Origin of the sequence: Burkholderia ubonensis (assembly GCF_001718695.1) — a bacterium.
GTDB classification, from domain to species: Bacteria; Pseudomonadota; Gammaproteobacteria; order Burkholderiales; family Burkholderiaceae; genus Burkholderia; species Burkholderia ubonensis_B.
The window spans coordinates 2,899,763-2,917,550 of the sequence record NZ_CP013420.1 but is presented as its reverse complement, the minus strand read 5'-3'; the positions used below and the strand labels follow the sequence as shown (position 1 = coordinate 2,917,550).

The window sequence follows — 17,788 nt, the reverse complement described above, 5'->3', positions numbered from 1 at the left end:
GTCTAGGCTTGTGTCGCCTCCCCTTTGCTGCGAATCATCGACATTTCGGGGTAGCTATTTATCGGTGCCCGCCTTCTTCGATACTGCAGGCGCTCAACCATTCAAATCCGCAGCTTGGTGCCGAGCGGCAGCAGCCGACCCAGAGCGGAAATTCGCGTCCTCGCATTCGACCTCAAAAGCCGACGCCAGCTGAAGTCGATGCTCTCCTTGGTAGGCCTGCGCGCCGGCACTTCTGCGTCAGACCTTCGCGCCCTGTGCCAATCCCGTAATTCACCGTCGAGGCGACCCCAGGTTAACCTCTCGATTCGGTGAAGCCATGCTCCTCCATGAACTTAACGAGGATTTCAGGGATGGACACCTGCCCACTGGAACCACTAGACCTCCAGGCGTTAGCTCGGTAGCTGACCCTCAGCTCTTGGGTGCCGACCTGAAGCACTAGTGCGGGTTGCGTGTCGTCATAGGTCTCTGCATAGCGGTAAGTTATTCCCGGTAGTGTGCCCTTTGAACGTTGCAGCGCAAGGAAGAGCGCGTAGCTCCTTAGCTCCGCGTGATACCCGGAAAGGCGTTTGCGCGACAACAAATAGATATCATCTGACCCCTCACGGTGTATAAGACGCTCCCCGCAATAGTCGATAAGCTGTGGCTCTGCCACGACATACCTGCGCCAATCCGTGCAGACTGCGGCCTCGATGAGTTCACGTAGCGCAGCACTGGCATCACCCTCGATGCGGTCGAGCAGATTCTGGAACTCGCGCCGGCCGATCACCTTCAACCAGTTCTCCGACCTGTCGCGGTAGGTACCGGCATCAGGCTGGCAGAAGGAGAACTTGGACGATCCACGCCCAATCAAGTAGTCGTCTATAGACAACAACGCACGCTCTAGGAGGTGCTCCGTGGAGGCGCGCACGCTCGCATCGAGGACCGCTCTTGCTCGCTCCGAGTAGCGGGAGAACGTGTCACGGTCAAGAGCCCCTTCGGACGGAGTGCTGAAGTCAAGCAGGAACCCGATCTTTCCTTGCAAGTATGGATGCGCCTCAGCTTCGATGAACAAGTCTTCCCATGTCGGATCTTCGACAATTAGTCGTGCCTTTCGTACCTCTTCCTTTACCTGCTCGCCGCTGAAGCCGGTGGGAGGTTCAGTCGCCTTCGATAGCGACTCGTACAAATTTCCGGCGTGAGAAGACAAGGCCTGCACCCCCTTGATGGCAAGGATAGCTGCGTAGACATCGTCTATACGGTGGTTGGCCAGAAGGTTCGAGGTGACGCGGTCCCATCGCGACCTCTCGCGCTCCAGCCCAGACGGCTCCGACGTCACCGCGGAGCAATTAACCCACGCAATGATGCAGAACAGCCTCATGAGATCAAGGTAGTCGCTGTTCGGCGCCAGAGCTCGCTCCAGCGTGGCCAGATCTGCTGTCGAAGCAGGGTCACAGAAGTGGTCCAATGCCACCGACGCGACTTGCGCAGTCGAGGGGCTAAAGGCTCCGTAGCCCTCGAGCTCTCGCAGCGGGATGTAGCCGCGGGCCTGGCGCAACCTCATGATCCATTCGACTGCCTGTTTTGGGGCACCGTAAGCGCGTTCGATTTGATTGCAGGCGTCGAAGAACGCCATCACGTACATGAACCGCAGGTAGAAGTCATCAACCACCTGTCCAACGGGTACGTTCTTCTTCTGAGAGGCAAGGCGCCAGAAAAGATCCATCCACTTCTGGTCCATCGCCAGGTCGAAGTCGCCGGCCCAAGGCTCTGGCGCCACACGGCCGACAAGCCATGCCTTGAAGTTCTCGAACGCCGTGAGCGGCTTGCCCCGAGCATTCATCTTGATGTACAGGTCGTCGGTCAGGCCGAAGCGCTCCAAGTCGAGAAAATGGAAAGTGATCCTGGGTTCGCGCTCATCTATGAGGCGCGCATACATGCCTTCAGTGACACCAAACGTCTTGGCAATAGAGTTGAGCGCGGTCAGACATGACTTGACCGTAGGGTCACTGCGCCACGACAGGAAAAACCAATTGCTGTCGACCAAGCGTTCTGAGAGTCTGCCCTCCCACTGCTTCCCGTCGGCCGGCGGCGCAACCACAGCGCTTGCAAGCGCGTCAAAGAACTCAGCCGAACTAGGCCGCGTGGCGTAAGTGAACCTGGAGCGCCCGCCTTTCGTCCAGCGAGCCCTGAAGTCTTCCAACTGCCCCTCGCACATTGCGACGTACCAGTGCAGGAGGAACAGGGTTGTTAGACGCTGTTGGCCGTCGAGCAGGGACAGCACACTGCTTGCACTGTCCTCGAATGTCCCGTAGATGAAGTCGAGGTCAATCCCGCGCCCGTCCTCACTGCTCAATGCGTCCCGCAGCGACGCCAGGAAGCCACCCAAGACCTCAGTGGACTGCTCGCGGCCCTGGGCGTAGTCACGTTGAATGATGGGAATTTCAACGGCATCGACGCTCGAGAAGAGCGTAGCGAATGAATGCTGTCGGGCCTCGCTCATACGCATGCTCCGTCATATGTGAAGAACCGCACCAGCGCACTGACGAGTGCTTCCTGATGCTCCTTCGCATCCAAACGACTCCAGACCAGCATTTCGTCGATCTTGGTGCTGTAGTACTTCAGGAAGGCGTTCTTCGTACAAGGCGGAACGAAGCGGCCTGCCTTGTCCAACGCGATGAGTTTGCGCCGTTTGTGCGGGAAGATAGCGTTCCCGTAGCTTCGGTTCGTACTAGCGTCGAGCAACGTCAAGTTGCCAATACTGTTGTCGAACTCAACATCCGAGCCTGGATCGTAGCGGTCAATAACGTCGTTGAATGCAGTCTCGAATGCGACGGCGTCGAAGGGTTCCTTCGCGCTCAGCGCGCGCAAACGTTCAGCCAACTCCTGCTCGCATGTGCGACTCGTGCGGCCGACCGCCGCCAACTCAGGCTCGGAGAAGTATTCGACAGCCTGTCCGAGCCAAGCTTTCTGAGCGTCAACGCGTTGAGGCATGTCGGATTTCACCGAGCGAATGTGTTCTAGGTCCCATTGATCTTTCTTGAAGTGATCGAAAGGAAACCACGGCCCGCTGTCGCCGAGTTCCAGTAGCGACGCGATATTGAACAGTAGAAGGAGACGACGGATGGAAGCACGATGCGACTCATAGTCCAGCTGCGCGACGTAGCCTTCAACGAACCGAGCCAATCCCATCTCATCCGCGGCGCTCCGAGTTTTACCAAAGACGAGCTTGAAAATTTCTGCCTTCAGCGCGGCTCGGAAGGCGGTCTTGGACCCAGCGCCCCGCGCGAGGTCACGTATCTGCCCTACTTTGACTTCTTGGCTGAGAAGGAACCCAACAACGTGATACAGGAAGCGGTCCCGGAACCACTCGTCGAGTTGCAGAAACATTCGTTTTACTGCGTCCCACTCGTTTGCTACCGCGTCCTGCCTTGCAGCCAGATGCGCGTTGAATGCAAGGAACAGGCTGTTGGCATCCCAGCGATTGGCAACCTGCTGGATCTCTTCGGCCCGTAGACCCAAGACGAGGTCAATGCGATTCGCTTCTTGTTGTCGATTCGCCAAGAAGTACCAGAATGCCTCTTCCTGCAGGCGTCGCTCAATCTCATCCCAGTCTTGGGCAATTCTCAGTTGCTGCAATTGCTTGGCCCGTGGTCCCTCGCTGTCGAAATTACCACCCCGCAAGAACAGTGCCTTCACAAGCTCTGCGTTCGTGAGTGGAATCTTGCCGACATTCAGTCGCGTAAACACGTCAATCGGTTCGACGGCCCGGTCTACCTCGTACCAGATGACCTTGACTTCGTTCAGGAAGGCAGCCTCGATGTAGTTCAACCGGTTGCTCCTAGGTTTGAACCAGTCGCGAATGGCTTGGTACGAGTGCCAGATATGGAAAAAGTCGATGTTCTCCTCGTGGAGCTTTTCGTCGAGGGAACGCAGGTAGCTCGCACTGTTCTCACGAGTCTTGTAGTTGAGCGCGAATAGGGCCTTGCGCTCTTCGGGTACCAAGCGGTTGTTGAAGTAGGAGAGGATAAGAAAAATCGTAGTGAGCCGTTGCTGCCCATCAATGAGTTCCCAGTAGTCGTTACGTCGTGTGACGACGACTGGCTGCAAGCAATAAAACTCCCCTTGAACCGGTCTTTGCCTTTCCGTGAAGGCGGCGACGTCATCAAGCAACTCCGTTACCTGCCGAGAGGTCCAGCGATAGCCGCGCTGGTAAGCGGGGATTAAGAACGACTCGGTCATTAGCTGACTTATCGAGCGCAGTTGAAGTTCACCGGTACTCATACATCCTCGTTGAGTAGTACACCATGCCGCAAACCTCACGATCTGCGATGAACGTGCGGCCGGACCAATTCGCCCCCTCACGCGACTATTGACTCACGTGAGCAACTGGATAAAGCTGCGCGCCACGTTGGCTTCTGGGCCACGTATGGCGAAAGTCGACCTGTTATCGTCGTTCGTCATTGGACCACTTTTATGGCAGCCTCCAACGGAAAACAACTAACGACAACGTCGGCGGTTCGGCCACCGCCGATCGAATAACCGAAGCTGGTCAGGGCGCAGTCGTCAGAATCCCTGCGATTCTCAGTCATTTCTTTCAGCCCTCATCGACTCGGAGTTGTCTTCCGATGTGCCGCCCTCAGAGCGCCAAGAGGCGCTCTTTCATCAAAGCGTCACGGCGATAGAGGCTCACATGGCACACAGCTATGGGGAAGTGAAGAGGTAGCTGAAACTTCTTTCCACCTCGTCGACCTTCGCATCTAGTTGGTCGGGCAATCGAATCCCGCTTTTTCGCAGGCCATACCGGCTTTTCACTAAGTACTCGACGTTATCGCACCCCGACCCAACGTGATACCCCAGTGCGAAGCAATAGCGAGCCAGTTCGCCGCATTCAGCTAAGCGCTTCGAAGCAAACTCAACCGCCAGATCGCACCGGGGAAGACCACAACGAAGCGTGTTACCGATAACCTGAGCAAATAGTGCTGGCGCCTCATAGCTCGATGCAAAAAATTCACACCACGTGCTCGCAAAGCGCGCCTGGGTCGTTGCCCACCCGAAATGACGCGCATCGCGTTGCCCGAAGTTTGCCGATCTGAATCTGCCAACGTTCTCACCGCAGCGGAATGCATGCCACGCCAGCGGATCGCCCTCGTCCTGCTCGCTTGTGTCGATAAGCGACTCCAATGCCGATAACCAGGTGAGAGGATGCCACGTCGGCAATGAGGTAATGTCGGCAACTACGGGTGCCAAAGCATAGCGCTGCTGCGTGCGCCAAGTGCTCACTTGATCGCCAATCTCACCGAAGGCGTCGAATCGCAAGATGTGGGCGCCTTCGTTAGCAAGTCGAGCCTCAAGATTGGCCCAAATGCCTTCAGATTCCGACGAGTACGAGAGGATATTTTGGCCGACTTCAAGATCGAGCAGGAGTCGTACTGCCGTATCATCGATGAGCTCGGTAAAAGTATTCGACCATGCAAAGTCCTCTGCCTCCTGTTCGGTCTTGAATTCAGGGATTTCTTGAGGGCGAAATGAGTTACGCACTGCCATAGAAACGAATAGCCTGACTTGCGATTGACTCGATCTCTCACGCGGGCAGTACCAAACGACAACAAACCCGGATGCGCGCCCTCTTTCTGCCTCGCGCACTAGTGCCGTGACAGCGTGCTCAATACGATTACACCAGCGCTCAACCTGAGGCGGAATACGCCAGTCGTCAGGAAGCAAGAAGACCTTTGTATCCGCCAACAAAGCATCCGGAGAGAAGGGTCTGACATCCGCGATTGGTAGCAGGTCATCCCGCACCAGTAGGGTCGGCGTCCGTTCGTACGCACTCTCTTCGCGGTACTCCAACGCGAGGGTGGGGATTTCATAGTGTGCCAGTTGCGCAAATGCGTGTTGCTCGAGGGGAGCCCAGCTCGTCGAGATCGCCACGAGAAACACCTGCGAGCCGGGATACTGCTCGGATAAGCAGTTAGCGTAGGCTAGCAGCTCCGTAGCGAATTCTCGGGCAGTTTTACGGCTACGCTTGAGTTCCACTATTACGAAGGCGCTGCTGATCTCGTCCTCGAGAATTAAGTCCGGTTTGAGAACCTTCCCAGGATCCAAAGAGATGTTCCTGTTCGCGCTTTTGAATCGAGGCTCCACGAGACTTTTTAGTACTCGACAAGCCTCACGGGCCGAGCGGTGTCGTGATGGACCGAGGCCACCTTCGAGTCCGTATCGCTCTACCTCGTTCTTCATCTCCCGGCTCAGTGAACTGTCGTCATACCGGACGACGCTGTACAAGTCGCTGTTGCCAACCCTGCCGTCCCCACCAGCCAATTGCACCATCCACTCTTGAATCACGCTTTCAAGCTTCATTGCATTTAGCCTCAGTACTCGTCTAGCAATGCTAGCGTACTAGATAGTTGGCCGCTGCTCCGTCGGCGGCCAACTATTTCGAGTTAATCGCGGCGACGCCGACTTTCGGCAATGCATGACTGCCTAGCTACGGCCGCATTGTCCTCGCGACTAATCGAGTGTCGTGTCTGTCAAATTTCAGGCCTCGAGTCGCCCCCGCCATTGCCACATCATCATTCAGAGTTAAGTCCCTATATAAGCCCCTTCGGTAGCTGAATTGAAAAGCTACCTGCTATGGCCGACGCGCAAGCCCCGCTGGTGGTGTCTTACCTAGTCGTTTCTTCACCATCTTCGGCGCTCCCGGCGACAACGCGAGAAGCTTGGGACCGAAGTGGTCCATCGGCACGTCGAAGACAGCCACCGAGATTTGGTTCGCCCCATGCGCGTGGGAGATAGTGCGTCGATGTTCATCGTCATACGGAGCCTGCGCGGACGAGCCACCGAACTCACCGATGTTGCAGACGACTACGTGCTGATACATGTGATATCTGAGCGCGGCAATCATGCTGTCAAACGTTTTAATGTCTTGATTGTGTGCAGGCACCACAAACATGTGCGACTCGTTCCTCATGTCGGCGGCAAGCGCGAGGTCAGTGGCGTCGTAACAGATGGCTCCCACCATCCGATACGATGTGAGCTGGTCCAGCTGTAGCTCTATCACCACCCGGTATGGACACCACTTCTCAACCCCCATCCCCAGCTCAACGCCCGTGAGATGCAACTTTCCCTGGTCAACTTCGATCCACGATCTCCGGCTGCTCGTTCGGACCGGAATCAGCCAGCGTGACGCATTTGTATGCCTCCCGGTTATCGGGTGCAGCGCTCCCAGCAGGCCGTAGTGGAGCATCGCACCGGTGTCATCGGAGAAGGCTCGAAGCAGGTCTTGGTCACCAACATGAATTGAGTACTCGGGGAAGACGACGAGGTCAACGATTGGCTTCTTCGCGCCGTCACCGAGGCGCTCGTATGCATCGAGTTTCTTCGCGACCAAGTTCAACAGCGCGGCGGTGTGATTGCGGTGTTGCGTTCGGAAAGGGTTGCTGCTGAGACCGTCGAGTTCATGTGTCTTGAAGTCCGCGACGCTTGGAAGCAACCCCTGGACGACGACGACTCGCAGCGACCGGGAATCGCGGAGCTGCCAACGTACGGGGTAGCGGTAGACCGGTGAACCAGTGCTGCGGCCAAAAATTCCGCTCTGGACCTTGAGGCGCTCGTTAATGATGCCCCTCAGATCCTTCACTTCGGCAGTGCTTGAGGCCGGATGCTCGTCCGGGTCAACCTCAATCCCGGGCCATCGAAGCAGAACGTTGAGCAGGCCACTAAACCATGGCGTAACTGACGAGGCAGTGCCGCCCAGAGCCTGCGAGGAATGGAGCATCCCAACTTGTCGACGTGACGGGGTACTTGAAAGTCCGCGGTACCAACCAGACTCGCTCCCGCCGACGCGCCAAACGAGGGTGAAGTCGTTGCTGCCAACCGCAGCGGCACGCAGGATTGCGCCAATCGCGTACTGCCAACTCAACTCGGGTTTGCACCACGCTGGAGCCCGGAATCGCGGCGTCTTTCGTTGCGCGCTCTTTGGCTGGAGACGAACATGCAGCGATGGGCCGTCGGGGTCGTCGAGCCGCGTCCAGTCTTCGCACATCACATCAAAGTCAAAGGCTGAGTAGATCGTATCGTCCGGCCGAGTCCAGTCATCCACTTCGGTCAGGCATTGCGCAAGCCTCAGCAGCGCGTTCTCATGCCTAAACGGTCTCGTGGAATGACAAGCAGCCCTGCTGAGGCGGAGCCAGACCCCGGTTGGAAGAGGCTCGCCATCCTTGTTCCGAGAATCAACGTGCAGAGCCTGCTCTGGGTTGAGGAGCTCGCGATCAAAAAAAGCGGCACCGTTGGCGCGGAGCGTGGTAATCGCATCGAAAAGAGATGGGTCGCCCTTGTATACCAGCTCGAATGCGCGGCGGGTGCTGTTCTTACTTCGCTTAACCGAGAAGCGACGGAGCCAGTTTGCAAACCTACGCGCGTTGCCTTCCAGCTGATACCCCACGATGGCAATTCCGATAACGTCATCGTCTGGGAGACCTTCAGATTGATATCGACCGGAGAGGTACGCATGGAGGACGCGATAGCGTGCAAGTTCTGGTTCGTCACTCAGTAAGTTCGAGGGAGAGCCAAGTGTAGCTAGCAGTAGCGCAGCCTGTTGCTGCGCAAACCACGGACAGTCGCCGTTCTGCAGGACCGTCTCTGCATACTCAGCAAGCTCCGCACGGTACTCGTCGATATCCCCGACCTGCAGCCCGTCATCACCGACCGACGATCGGCCTGTTTCCGTGGCAGCCGCACGAAACAGCTCGGCCAAAATGTACCAAGCGACAGATGCTTGGTCAGAATGACTGTCTGCGTCCTGAAACTTCCGGGCAAGTGCGTCGAGGACATCCCGTAACAGAGATGCTGAGGGAAATAGGTCAAACGCGTACCGCAGAACTTGAACAAGCGAAGGGTTTTCCGACCAAGCACCAACCAAGCGCCGAGCGGCAAGTTCATAGTCCTGTTGAAGCTGCTCGCCGGCCGTACCGTTCTCGCGCGTCTCGCCCAAGTCGGTCAAAAGCCGGCGCTGCTTCAGCGATTTGCAGATGCGGAATGCAGCGAATCGGGTAAGCGTGTCATCACGTACGTCCATCGGTGGTTTGGTTACAAGGGCCAAGGCAGGAACGCCGCGGGGCTTCCGTACCTTGCTGGTTGCTCCTTCCACCTCTGCCATCGACAGGAGGCCATTCAATGCTGTCTCGAGATCTTCCAACGAAGATAGATCGAATGGGCCACTGAGTTGCTGCTGGACCTGCCGCATGCGATTAGCAATGCTTGTGCCTTTCGCAACTTTGCTCAGCAGCTCAATTTCGGTCTTGGCGCCGTTAAGGGTCAGTGTGATTTTCCCTTGAGCGTCGCCCAAAGATTTGTTCAGTTGCCTTTGAGTCCAGTTTGTGATGCCCGTCTGCAACTCGGCGAGGTCCAACTCAGGGTCATCGGTAGACACTACCAAGCGCAGGTCGTCGACGTAGCGGCAGTAGTCGTGAAGCGTCACCAGTGATTCGCGGTCACCGATTTTGATATTGCGCCGCTTCTGGCATGCAAGCCCAATCGCACGATCAAGCTCCAGTAGGTAGGCATTGGCAAAGAAGCCACTCGCCATGAGCCCTTGCGGCAAACCACGCGGCAGCTCGCTATTCTTCAACAGCCCCTTGAGCGCATCATCGGCAGTAGACCACTCGAAGGTCAGCGCAGCCTCGGCGGCCACCCAGAACGCATCATCGTCCATCGGTCTTTCAATGTCGTCGCCCCAGTAGCGGTTGTACTCATTCTTCAGCTTTGCGATGAGCCGTGGAATATTGATTCGATCGTAGTAGGCGCTGACATCGAGCTTCACCATCAAAACGCGCGCATCGTCTTCATTGTCGAACTCGTCCTCGAGCGCGGCAGCGACCTCCCTGGGCCGAGCGACAAACTGCTGATAGTCAGCGTAGTAGCGACTGTATGTGTCAGAACTGCCCCACGAGAATCTCGCTTGGCTATCGTCGTCGCTCCAACGGCAGTAAAGCCGATTTCCATAGCTGAAGACCCCCTTCCCCAGCGCTTCCGTAGCCTTCACAGCCGGATTGCCCTGTGCGGTCTCGATACAGTCGGCAAGGCAGAGCAGCACTGCGGTAGCGATGGTCTGTTCGCGAATGCCCACATGCGCCAAGGGACGCAGAGTCAGCAGTGTCGATGCACTATCCTGGTTATCCAGAGACGGGAGCGGCCCCCACCCACCCGGTAGATTCTCTGCGAAGCCCCAGCGCCCATTCTTCGGTGCCGGCACCAATCTGGCGGGGTTGGGCTCATAGTGCTTATTTGCGACCTCGAATGACTGAGGCCGGTCGGAAAAAATGGAAGCCAACGTTTCGTAAAATCGAGAAACGGAGGCATGGATGAATCGAATTCCAAGAGCGGTCTATACGAAGGAGCTTCGCGACGAAGCGGTCAAGTTGGCGTTGGCCGAAGGTGTGGGGGTATCGGAAGCTTCCCGGCGCTTGTCGATCCCAATCAAGACGCTGGCAAACTGGGTGCGCGCGGCGAAGGCCGGTAAGCTGAAAGATGTCGGCCGGCACCAGAGGCCACTGACGGAAATGGAGGCCGAGCTGGCGCAGGTCAAGCGCGAACTGGCCGAGGTCAAAATGGAGCGCGATCTGCTAAAAAAGTTCGCGACGTACTTCGCGAAGGAGTCGCGGTGAAGTACGGCGTGATCGAACAAATGCGACAGGACTATCCCGTGCCGCCGATGTGCCGCGTGCTGGGTGTATCGGTGAGCGGCTACTATGCGTGGCGCAAGCGCGGGCCGTCCGAAAGAACGCAGCAGGAGCCTCGCCTGGAAGCGGAGGTACTTGCGGCACATCAGCGAACTCGGGAAAGCTTCGGGCCCGAGCGCCTGAAGCAACATCTCGATGAACGTGGCGTGCGAATCGGCGTGCACCGGATCAGGCGACTGCGTAGAAAACTGGGACTGCGCTGCAAGCAGAAACGCCGGTTCAAGGCCACGACGAATTCGAAGCACGACCTGCCTGTCGCGCCGAATCTGTTGAACCAGGATTTCTCAGTGACCGCGCCCAATCAGGCCTGGTGCGGTGACATCACCTATATCGCGACCGACGAGGGCTGGCTGTATCTTGCCGGCCTGAAGGACCTGTACAGCGGCGAAATCGTCGGCTATGCGATGAGCGAACGTATGACGAAAAATCTGGTCATGCAGGCACTGTTTCGCGCTGTCGCAACCCGACGACCGCCGGCGGGCCTGATTCATCATAGCGACCGTGGGTCGCAATATTGTGCGCTGGCTTATCAAGCACTCATCGGCCAGTTTGACATGCGCGCGTCGATGAGCCGCCGTGGCAACTGCTACGACAACGCGCCCATCGAATCCTTCTGGGGAACGCTGAAGAATGAACTGGTCTATCATCAACGCTTCGCCACGCGCGAGCAGGCGCGCCTGGCGATCAGCGAATACATCGAAATCTTCTACAACCGGCAGCGCACGCAGGCGCGTCTGAACTACCAATCGCCTGTCGCGTTCACGCAGCGCTTCTATTTGAATCAGATCGCTGCTTAACCCGTTGGCCTCCACGAATTCCGTCCGACCTCAGACCACGCTTGGGTCAACCCCTCGAGATTGAGCCCGGAGGCATCCAACTCTAACGTGTCTGCATACCAGTTGTGCCTTCGGACGTACGCCGAAGCCTTCTTCCAAGCAAGCGCCAGAACCACCTCATCACAGAGGTACTCCATTCGAGGGGCCAGTCTTTCGTACTTCGTCTTGATCAAGCTCATATTGGATGAACGTATGGGACCGAGAACAAGCTAGAACGTTGAGCCACTAGGTGTCCAACGTAGGTAGCAGCAACGCGGTACTAGCTCCGCACTCCCATTCCTGCGTCGTCTTCATCGCCCAGATCGTCGCTGGGCACACCACCTGCTTCGCTCGACTCAGCTTCCTCGGCTTCCTCGGCTTCCAAACCATGGCTGACGCCGTCGCGTAATGGATAAAAACCGTACCTACCTTTGCCACGAATACGCGTGAACGTGATGGGATCGAGTGCTTCCGCAGTCTCCAACTTTATGGGTTCGTTCTCGAGAACAATGACTTGGCCACGTCCGCTCCATGTAGACATCCAGCTATAGAACCGATCAACGATCGTTGCAGGAGGTACCTCATGTTCCTCGGTCGACTCCGGATCTGCGTACGTCTTTAAGGGGGAATCCAAGACAACGACACCGAGATGGGGATGTCCTTTCTCAAGGGCATGCTCCATGAGTGCAACCATTAGCGAGGATAGGTACAGACCTCGCACACCCGCGCCGTAGCTCAATCTTGAGCGATCGTCGATACGCAGGTCGCACGCGTCGTCATCGAGTGCGATATTTTCGATAGCGTTGAACCCCCAGGCACTCAACAACTCCCTCGCACGATCCGCCACCTCGCGCCCGAATGTACCGGCTTCACGAGTTACGGTGATGCGCTTGCGAACGGTAGCCTTCTTCAAACGACCAATCTCGGCTGTTAAGCGCTGCATCTCGTCGAAGTTACTCAGTTGCGCCGAGAGCTCAGAACGTCGCAGCGCCAAGCTCTTCGGGTCAGCAGTAAATTCTATGCGTGCGTTCTGTAGAACTGTCGCCTCACGGTTCTGCAACGCACTCATATCACCCGCAAGTTTCTCAGCGTCAGTCTTGCAGAGTTGATATCGGTTTCGCTCGTGGTGGAGTGCCCCGAGGAGTCCGATGCGCAAGATACGAATCTTCTCGACCTCCGCCGCGATGGCCGTTCGATAATTGCCAGGCGCCCCGGGACGCAGGTCGTTAGGGTCAACTTGACTTTCCGCCGGCGTGCCGCACAAGGGGCAATCCACCGTTGGAAGTTCCTGGAAGAATGCGACGCCCTCGCTAGTGCCACCAAGGCGTGCCAAGTCGTTCGTGTACTTCTTGTCCAGCAGCTCGAACCGGCTAATCATGGACTGCGCATGATTTCGTCTATTTTCTACTCTGCGCAAACTGTCTGACGTTTCTGCAATCTGCTTGCGCAGATCCTGCAATGCGGAAGCACGCGCGTCATACTGGCTCGTCATCGCCGACAAAGTACTATCCACCCGCTCCAGCGCGTCTGCTACATCCCCGCGATTCAGATCCGTCGACATGAATTCTTGAATGCGCGCTAAAGCAGCCTCAGCGGCTTGTAACTCGCCGCGGGCACGCTCGGCCTCTGACAGAGACTTGCGGAGTTGAATACCGGAGTCGTCGGTACCCGTCACGAATAGATGGAAAGAAGCCTCACGCTTCGACGCTGCTTGCCCGATCCCAACGCTGGGCTGCTTAGCGGGGATATCGGATTGCGACCACAACGCCCAGTGACGAAGGTCGTCCCCCGTCACAGCGCCCCGCTTACTGTGATTGCGCAGAATCTGCTTGCCGTCAGCACCAGACAGGCTCACGAGCAATTTCCCGAGGTCTTGATCCAGAGGCTCGAACGCTTGTTCCTCGGGGCTGCCCAACGCTCGCCAGTAAATTGCCGTGCCGCCGCCAGATATCCCGCGGCGGACTTCATATTCATCGCCGAGAGCGGTAAACCGCAAGCAAAATTCCTGATAACCCTGCGACAACGGAAACGTTTCGGGAAAATCGTCGCCTCCCAACATGTACCAGAGGCAGTCGTAGATGTACGACTTCCCGGTCTCACTTGGTCCTCGGATCAGCCGCCGCTTGGGGTGGAACGTGACTTGAGCGACTTCACGATCGGGCCCAAGGACCGAAAGAGACGTCAGAACTATGCCCATACGCCGCCTCCATCTCGTGCCACCGACTCAAGCTCGGCGCCCCACAGGTGGCCGCTAGCAGCGAACTGAGCAGTGAGTTCCGTGGAGCCTGCTTGACCATAGTGTTCCGCTACCCATGTGCAGCGGTGCTCCAACTCGCGCAGATAGTTTGAAGTCAGCGCGCCCGTCATAGTTCGCGCGAGATCCCCTGCAAAATAAGTGATCCCATCTGCACCCCACGTGGCCGTCACCAAGCCACGCGTGCTCATTAAGTAGAGCCCCTGCTCAATTAGCTCGCGTCGGCTCATGAGCTCCGCGCCGCGAAATGGGATGGGCGTATGCAAGCTGCTCGGTCCGTTCAAGTCGGCTGAGTACACGATGGCATAGTCGAGAAGCACCAGTTTCTGTAGGTCCGCTCCTCGCGGCGTGAGTGCCTGCAGCAAGTAGACCATGCGTATGCCAAGCTCGAAGGGTGAATTGAATACAGGCAGCGCCCGTCGCTTCACTTGACCCACTTTAGCCTCTTCTGGTTCACCAAGTGGTGGCAGGTACCCGGCAGATCACCAGGCCGCAATTTGGGAGCAAGTACGCTATCGCTGACGACCAGTTGCTCGGCGCCACTGGTGCCCGCCTCAAGCCTGTCGAGCCCGGTTCGGTGTCGCGGGCTTTTGACCTTCGGCCCTATGCCGGTCAGCACCATGTTCAGCAATGCATCGAACTCGGCTTCTCCATACGTATCTCTACTGAATGTCTTCAGGCCTTCAGCGCAGTAGAAAAGCACACGATGACTTTGGAAATGCTCACCGCACGAATCCGATGACATCAGTTCATCAAGCGTCAAGCTCATGCCGCAAACTTCAGCGTAAACTTTCCGCAACTCCTCGATGTAGACATGTTCACGGACTTCGGGGGCGGTTGGGGCCAAGGGATCGTCACCACGCTCCCCCTCGATGCCGAACAGTTCGAAGTGGGCCTTTCGATCCAGGGCATGCCATTCCAGAATGTCTCGCGTCTGGCATTCGACGATATTCCGGAAGTCGAAAGCAGTAACCAGACTCTCGAGTTCCTGAGTCAACTCAGCGGCACGCCCCTGAAGCCCTGTTCTCTCCGCCTTCCATGCGTCCAGCAGGCGCTGTTTGAATTCGTTGGGCTTGGCTAGCAGATTATGCAGATCATTACCCACGCCGCGCGGTGCGCAGAGGTAGTAGTAGCGCGGCTCAGGGTAAGTCTTCGCCGCTAAGTGCTTGAAGAACTTGACCAGTTCTTTGAACACGTCGGTCGGCGTCAACGCGTGGTCATAATGCTTGCCTTGGAACAAGTCCCATTGCCCCGCGCTCAATGCGGGAACCAGGCGAGCTTCGACGTCGCGCCCACCATCCCCAGAGCCGCCCAAATGCTTGACGAAGGCGTACTTCGCGCCACCGCCGAGCGGACGATTTAGGCAGGCCACCTCGACAAGCTTCTCCCACTGGTCGGGGTGAATTAGCAAAATCTGGGACGACGGAGGAATAACGCCGCGCTTGACCGAAAAACGGCTCTTCCGCACTGGCTTCTGAGTCGGATTTGTACACATATCCCCTCATATATTTCTTCTTGCGCATTGACATACGTCTTCGCACATCGTGAGCATCCGATCCCCGAACTTCTCGCTCGGACTGCTCGTAGCGTCATTGACTCAATACTAATCGACGCTATGATACCGCCGTATATCGCTCCCTTACTTGAGCGATTCGTTCACCGACTTTCTCGTCATCATACGCGTCAATCGCTCCTCGAGACGAGCAGCAGCGCTCGGCTCCACTGCTCGCGCAGCCGCCAATCGTCCTCTCAGCACGTCGCGGTTGTTATCACCGGCTGTCGCAATCGAATCTTGAATTGCCACAATCGCACCGTGGTGCTTGTTGCGAAGCCGAACACCGCCGTCGCGTCGCACGACTCCCGTAATGATGGCTGCCTTTCCCGGCCGCACGACAGCGTCCTTTGCATCCTTCGTTCGCAGACCACACCGCTTAATCATTACCTTTGTTTCAAATAGCAGGCCTTTTGTCGCATGAGGGCCCGATAGGGTCAAGTCATCAACGTAAAGGGTCATCGTGACACCACGCTCAGCGCAGAGTCGTTCGATGTCTGCGAAAAGATGACGATGCGTGAAATACGAGAGCAACGGACTGATGCAACTGCCAGTCGGCAGATGTCCATCCGCAGTACAGATGTTTGCCAAGAACCGAGCAATATCGTGCGAGCAGCCGAGATCTTTGTGAAAGAAACTCTTGACGTGCTGATACATTGTGCTCTCGAAGAATTTGCGTATATCCATCGCCACTACGGCACCACCGCTCTCGGCATGAGCTCGAGCGTTCGTAATGTGTGAGCGCTTCTTCGTGGCGGAATGCAGGAAATCGGGCCGTTGAATACTATCTAGATGCCTGACAAGGCGATAGTGAGCACGCAGCGTGGCTCCAGTAGGCTCTTGGATGTGCCGCGGCTCCTTACCGTCCTTCGATGCTTCATCGAATCGATGGTACGTCGGCGCCATGCACGTGGCCTCAAGCTCATCGACTGGAATGCCGATCAGTACCGCGAGTTGATGAATGCTCGACAATTTCCAGAGCGGAGACGATTCGATCGGATAGCGCGCCGACTTGTTCTTGCGCAGTCGTGCACGCCCCGCAGATTTATCTCGCTTACGCGCGTCTCTCGTCATCGGCGGCTACCCAGTCCAGTACCTTCAGCACGTTTGACGCCATCGCAACACGAATCTTCTCGCTGCGCTTGTCGGATTCCAACTCCTCGGAGAACAGCATCAGGCTCGACACGGGTACGCCAAACACGCTCGCATATCTGTTCAGCAAATCGACCGTGATTGCATGCGCCTTCTTGCCCGATTCGATCTCCGACAAGTAGTTGTTGGAAATCTCGAGGCGGCTCGCCAACTCTTCCTGGGTCATTCGATGATATCGGCGAAGGTGGCGTAAAGCCTTGTGCAACATTTGATCGCCTCCTTTCAAAACAAGGACTAGGCAGGGGTGTCGGCGCTCACCGCGTCCAGTGATCGAACAGCCGCGCAATCGCAACAGCAACGCGAAGCCATCCCATCAACAGTGACACGGTCTTGGGGTTGACCAGGGCTCGCCGAAGCTTGGCCCACGAACCGCCCCGAGATTGATGCACTGACTGTCGTCCCTGGTTGGGTATGGTTTTTTTGACCATGGTGTTCTCTCGTTACCCCTCGGCACAATTGCCTCGGGACCAGTACGTAACGAGAAATCGAAGCGGGACGACGTTTCCCCTGCCTATCCGTCTCCGCCCGCCGTACCAGGCGGCGGGCGGGGCCCCGAGCACACGTGCCGGGGTAAGGTTTGGAGAGTTACCTCTCCGCAGACCGATGAAAACGGTCCAGGTACCACGCTGGCTTTATCTTCAACACCAACCAGACTTCAGCATAGCATAAACTTCGCTGACAGCGAAGTTTATTTCGCTGACAGCGAAGCCAGAGGTGACACGACAGCTCGTCGTTGATCTGGATAGGGAGTGACAGTCGGTATCGTCGTGAATTGGAACGGGATCTCATCCGTTCCACGGTACCTACCGAGAATGATGAGAAGCACGTCGAAAAGGTAAGCGCCGTAGCATCGAGTCGCACGTCGGGCGGACATGTCTACGATGCCTCGCGACACCCACCCTGGCCCCGGTAGATCGGACGTCACAAGTTCCCGGTACTCGCTTTCGTGGTGATCGATCGACGATAAACTCGTTGGCCCTTGCTAGGGTATGTCGGAGCATCGGCTGCCATCGGGAGGTAGTGCCGAGAACCGTCCTCGGCAATCAACGCCATGGCTGGACGTTGGCGTACGTTGCGACTCTTCTGCACCGTCGGTGGAATCACACCGGCACGAATCTCTCGCAACGCTTCAAGCTTCCACATCCGCGACGAACACGCGGCACTCAATCGCAGGATTGCAGCACCGCGAACCACGAGTCCATCGCTAACGCACTGCTGGATTACAGCTGGGCAATCCTTCAAATCGACAAGGGTGACTTTTCTTGGACTTCCTCGCTGAGCACTCTCTGACAGCTGGAGA

General features: G+C 57.0%; 10 protein-coding genes. 1 reads left to right on the top strand and 9 read right to left on the bottom strand.

Annotated elements, in window-relative coordinates; genetic code table 11:
* Positions 1–292: 292 nt before the first annotated feature.
* From WJ35_RS13285 to WJ35_RS13270, 4 genes are all read right to left on the bottom strand, one after another.
* Positions 293–2,479: a DUF262 domain-containing protein gene (locus tag WJ35_RS13285; protein ID WP_069239286.1), complete on the bottom strand. Its 2,187-nt coding sequence runs from the start codon at positions 2,477–2,479 to the stop codon at positions 293–295.
* Positions 2,476–4,260 carry a GmrSD restriction endonuclease domain-containing protein gene (locus WJ35_RS13280; RefSeq protein WP_069239285.1) on the bottom strand — a complete coding sequence of 595 codons (1,785 nt, stop codon included), beginning with the start codon at positions 4,258–4,260 and terminating at the stop codon, positions 2,476–2,478. The genes WJ35_RS13285 and WJ35_RS13280 overlap by 4 nt, the downstream gene beginning before the upstream one ends.
* 420 nt (positions 4,261–4,680) lie before the next feature.
* Positions 4,681–6,336: a hypothetical protein gene (locus WJ35_RS13275; protein WP_069239284.1), complete on the bottom strand. Its 1,656-nt coding sequence runs from the start codon at positions 6,334–6,336 to the stop codon at positions 4,681–4,683.
* A gap of 271 nt (positions 6,337–6,607) precedes the next feature.
* The gene (locus WJ35_RS13270; RefSeq protein WP_155121901.1) at positions 6,608–10,306 is read right to left on the bottom strand and encodes an RNA-directed DNA polymerase; all 3,699 of its coding nucleotides are present in this window, start codon (positions 10,304–10,306) and stop codon (positions 6,608–6,610) included.
* Between the two features lie 31 nt (positions 10,307–10,337).
* On the opposite strand from WJ35_RS13270, the gene WJ35_RS13260 reads away from it, so the two are divergent.
* Positions 10,338–11,512 (top strand): IS3-like element ISBvi4 family transposase gene (locus WJ35_RS13260; protein ID WP_155121863.1). Its coding sequence is split into 2 segments (ribosomal slippage): positions 10,338–10,599 and positions 10,599–11,512, totalling 1,176 coding nucleotides; the frame shifts between segments, so codons are not numbered across the junction.
* A gap of 298 nt (positions 11,513–11,810) precedes the next feature.
* Here the strand turns inward: WJ35_RS13260 and WJ35_RS13250 are convergent.
* The 5 genes from WJ35_RS13250 to WJ35_RS13235 all read right to left on the bottom strand — a co-directional run bounded on the left by WJ35_RS13250 (position 11,811) and on the right by WJ35_RS13235 (position 16,696).
* Positions 11,811–13,727, bottom strand: coding sequence for a hypothetical protein (locus WJ35_RS13250; protein WP_069239281.1), 1,917 nt, complete (start codon positions 13,725–13,727; stop codon positions 11,811–11,813).
* Entirely contained in the window at positions 13,718–14,158 is a 441-nt protein-coding gene (locus WJ35_RS32645) for an ABC-three component system middle component 2 (RefSeq protein ID WP_069239280.1), read from the bottom strand. The genes WJ35_RS13250 and WJ35_RS32645 overlap by 10 nt, the downstream gene beginning before the upstream one ends.
* 50 nt (positions 14,159–14,208) lie before the next feature.
* Positions 14,209–15,279, bottom strand: coding sequence for an ABC-three component system protein (locus WJ35_RS13240; protein ID WP_069239279.1), 1,071 nt, complete (start codon positions 15,277–15,279; stop codon positions 14,209–14,211).
* A 144-nt stretch (positions 15,280–15,423) separates the two neighbouring features.
* On the bottom strand, positions 15,424–16,410 hold the full coding sequence (locus tag WJ35_RS30055; protein WP_080484309.1) for a reverse transcriptase family protein: 987 nt from the start codon (positions 16,408–16,410) through the stop codon (positions 15,424–15,426).
* Positions 16,391–16,696, bottom strand: coding sequence for a helix-turn-helix domain-containing protein (locus tag WJ35_RS13235; protein ID WP_069239278.1), 306 nt, complete (start codon positions 16,694–16,696; stop codon positions 16,391–16,393). The genes WJ35_RS30055 and WJ35_RS13235 overlap by 20 nt, the downstream gene beginning before the upstream one ends.
* Positions 16,697–17,788 lie beyond the last annotated feature (1,092 nt).

What these genes read in the sequence shown, in the direction of transcription:
- WJ35_RS13285 (WP_069239286.1), bottom strand. Translation starts at nt 2,479, where the DNA reads ATGAGCGAGGCCCGACAGCATTCATTCGCTACGCTCTTCTCGAGCGTC.
- WJ35_RS13280 (WP_069239285.1), bottom strand. Translation starts at nt 4,260, where the DNA reads ATGAGTACCGGTGAACTTCAACTGCGCTCGATAAGTCAGCTAATGACC.
- WJ35_RS13275 (WP_069239284.1), bottom strand. Translation starts at nt 6,336, where the DNA reads ATGAAGCTTGAAAGCGTGATTCAAGAGTGGATGGTGCAATTGGCTGGT.
- WJ35_RS13250 (WP_069239281.1), bottom strand. Translation starts at nt 13,727, where the DNA reads ATGGGCATAGTTCTGACGTCTCTTTCGGTCCTTGGGCCCGATCGTGAA.
- WJ35_RS32645 (WP_069239280.1), bottom strand. Translation starts at nt 14,158, where the DNA reads ATGGTCTACTTGCTGCAGGCACTCACGCCGCGAGGAGCGGACCTACAG.
- WJ35_RS13240 (WP_069239279.1), bottom strand. Translation starts at nt 15,279, where the DNA reads ATGTGTACAAATCCGACTCAGAAGCCAGTGCGGAAGAGCCGTTTTTCG.
- WJ35_RS30055 (WP_080484309.1), bottom strand. Translation starts at nt 16,410, where the DNA reads ATGACGAGAGACGCGCGTAAGCGAGATAAATCTGCGGGGCGTGCACGA.
- WJ35_RS13235 (WP_069239278.1), bottom strand. Translation starts at nt 16,696, where the DNA reads ATGTTGCACAAGGCTTTACGCCACCTTCGCCGATATCATCGAATGACC.